1 protein-coding gene is annotated in these 2,434 nt (G+C 62.7%); it reads left to right on the plus strand.

Translation table 11 applies throughout. The features are described 5' to 3' along the window. Positions 1 to 534 precede the first annotated feature (534 nt). Positions 535 to 2,355, plus strand: a complete 1,821-nt coding sequence (locus ACIBTS_RS49310; RefSeq protein WP_399328543.1) for a reverse transcriptase domain-containing protein — start codon at positions 535 to 537, stop codon at positions 2,353 to 2,355. The last annotated feature ends 79 nt before the right edge of the window (positions 2,356 to 2,434 follow it).

Genomic DNA, 2,434 nt, shown 5'->3' on the forward strand with positions numbered 1-2,434 from the left:
GAGTGCGCCATGGAAGCGCCTTGATGTATTCCCGGCTGAGCTGGGAGGAATTCGGAGAGTATTCCTGGGCCGAATGACTTACCCGGAGCCGAAAGGTGAAAGGGGACCGTAGCATGTCAGGAAAGCGGTGACCGGGTCCAGGTATCAGGGACGGTGCACCGCGAGGCCCGTGCGATATGGCGAAAGCTGGACTGCCTGAACCCTAATCTCCAGTCGATCAAAAGACGGATCCGTCGGAAAGATACCCGAAACCGACGCTGACTCCTGCGGCGGCTATTTCTGCCGGTCGGCGCAACTCCGGGAGTCAAGGCGATTCTCAGCGAGAGGATTCAAGGAGATGAATGGGGCGCCTAAGTCGCACTAGAACGTACATCAAGACGAACCATGGGATCACCTAAAGGGCGCGAGCCCCATGGTGACGGAGTGTCCGTAGTAGTCGCAGGAGTGACGACCTGCCTTGGAGTCCGGGAGAGCCGGAACGAGGGCGAAGGGACACAGGTGACAATGGATCGGCAAGGCCGGAAGGTATGCGTAATGCAGAGTGCCGAAGCGGTACTTGAGATCCTCCGTGAACGCGGCAGGCGGAAACTGCCGTGCAACGAGCTCTACCGACAGATGTTCAACCCTGCCCTGTATCTCATGGCCCACGGACGCATCTACTCCAACCACGGAGCGATGACACCCGGGGTCACAGGGGAAACCGCAGACGGCATGTCGACGGAGAAGATCGGCCGCATCATCGATGCGATGCGCCACGAGCGCTTCCGGTTCAGCCCGGTGAAGCGGGTCCTCATCCCGAAGAAGAACGGGAAAACGAGGCCGCTGGGCGTGCCGCCCTGGACGGACAAGCTGGTGGGCGAAGTGATGCGTCTCCTCCTGGAGGCGTACTTCGAGCCCCAGCTCTCCGACCGCTCCCACGGTTTCCGTCCCCGACGGGGCTGTCACACCGCCCTCGGCGAAGTGGCACGAACCTGGACCGGGACAACATGGTTCATCGAAGGTGACATCGCCAGATGTTTCGACACACTCGACCATCGAGTAATGCTCGACACCTTGAGCGAAAAGATCCACGACAACCGGTTCCTGCGGCTGGTGCGCAACATGCTCCAAGCCGGATACCTGGAAGACTGGACCTGGAACGCGACGCTCAGCGGCGCGCCGCAAGGCGGGGTCCTTTCCCCGGTCCTGTCCAACATCTACCTGCACAGGCTGGACACATTCGTCGAAACAGTGCTCATGCCGGAATACACCCGTGGAAAACTCAGGGCGAGGAACCCTGAGTACCGAAGGGTCGAAGCAGCCATTAAACGGGCGTACACACGCGGAGACCGCGTGGAAGCACGCACCCTCCGCAGGCAGCTGCACAACCTCCCGAGCCAGGACATGTCCGACCCGGGATACCGCCGCTTGCGCTACGCCCGATACGCCGACGACACCCTCATCGGATTCGCCGGACCCAAAGCCGAAGCCGAAGAAATCAAACAGCGCCTGACCCAGTTCCTCCGAGATGACCTCAAGCTGGAACTCTCCCAGGAAAAGACGCTGATCACCCACGCCAGAACCGGCGCGGCACGATTCCTCGGCTATGAGATCACCATCCGGAAGGACGACCGCAGAGCAGAACGGAAACAAGGCCGCCGACGCCAGCGGCGGTCGACCAACGGAACCGTTGCACTGCACGTCCCCAAGGACGTGATCAAGGCCAAATGCGCCCCATACCTGGAACGCGGAAAACCCGCCCGCCTCACCTCGATGCTGAACTACGACGACCACACCATCGTCAGCATCTACGGCGCCAGATACCGCGGCATCGTCAACTACTACCTGCTGGCCGGCGACGTCTTCCGACTGAACCGGCTGCACTGGGTCATGCAGTCCTCGCTGCTGTGCTCCCTGGCGAACAAGCACCGCTCGACCATGTCGAAGACGGCCCGCAAGTACAAGGTCACCGTCGACACCCCGGCCGGGCCGCGCAAGTGCCTCCAGGTCAGCACCCACGTCCCAGGCAGGAAGCCGCTGGTCGCGCAATTCGGTGGAATTCCACTCAAGAGAAACAAGGTCGCTGTCCTGACCGACCGCGATCCCGCCCAACGCCAGCCCCGGCGACGCGAGCTGACGAGTCGGCTGCTGGCCGGACTCTGCGAGCTGTGCGGACAGACCGCGCGGACACAGGTCCACCAGATCCGCAGACTCGCCGACCTCGACCGGTCCGGGGACGCACGACCCGAGTGGGCAGCCCTCATGACCAGGAAACGACGCAAGACCCTCGTGGTCTGTCCGCCCTGCCACGAAGGCATCCATGAAGGCCACAACGCCGCAGTTCACACCAGTCACTGGAGAGCCCGTTGCGGTTAACGTCGCACGACGGGTTCGGGAGGAGGCCGCTGGGAAAAGGGGCAGCTCCGCTGCCACCTCGCCCGGCGGCCCACCTCAC

Origin of the sequence: Streptomyces sp. NPDC050121 (assembly GCF_044460385.1) — a bacterium.
In the GTDB taxonomy this organism is placed as follows: Bacteria; Actinomycetota; Actinomycetes; order Streptomycetales; family Streptomycetaceae; genus Streptomyces; species Streptomyces soliscabiei.

Bases quoted from the DNA above. Each gene is read 5' to 3' on its own strand.
- ACIBTS_RS49310 (WP_399328543.1), top strand. From the start codon at position 535: ATGCAGAGTGCCGAAGCGGTACTTGAGATCCTCCGTGAACGCGGCAGG.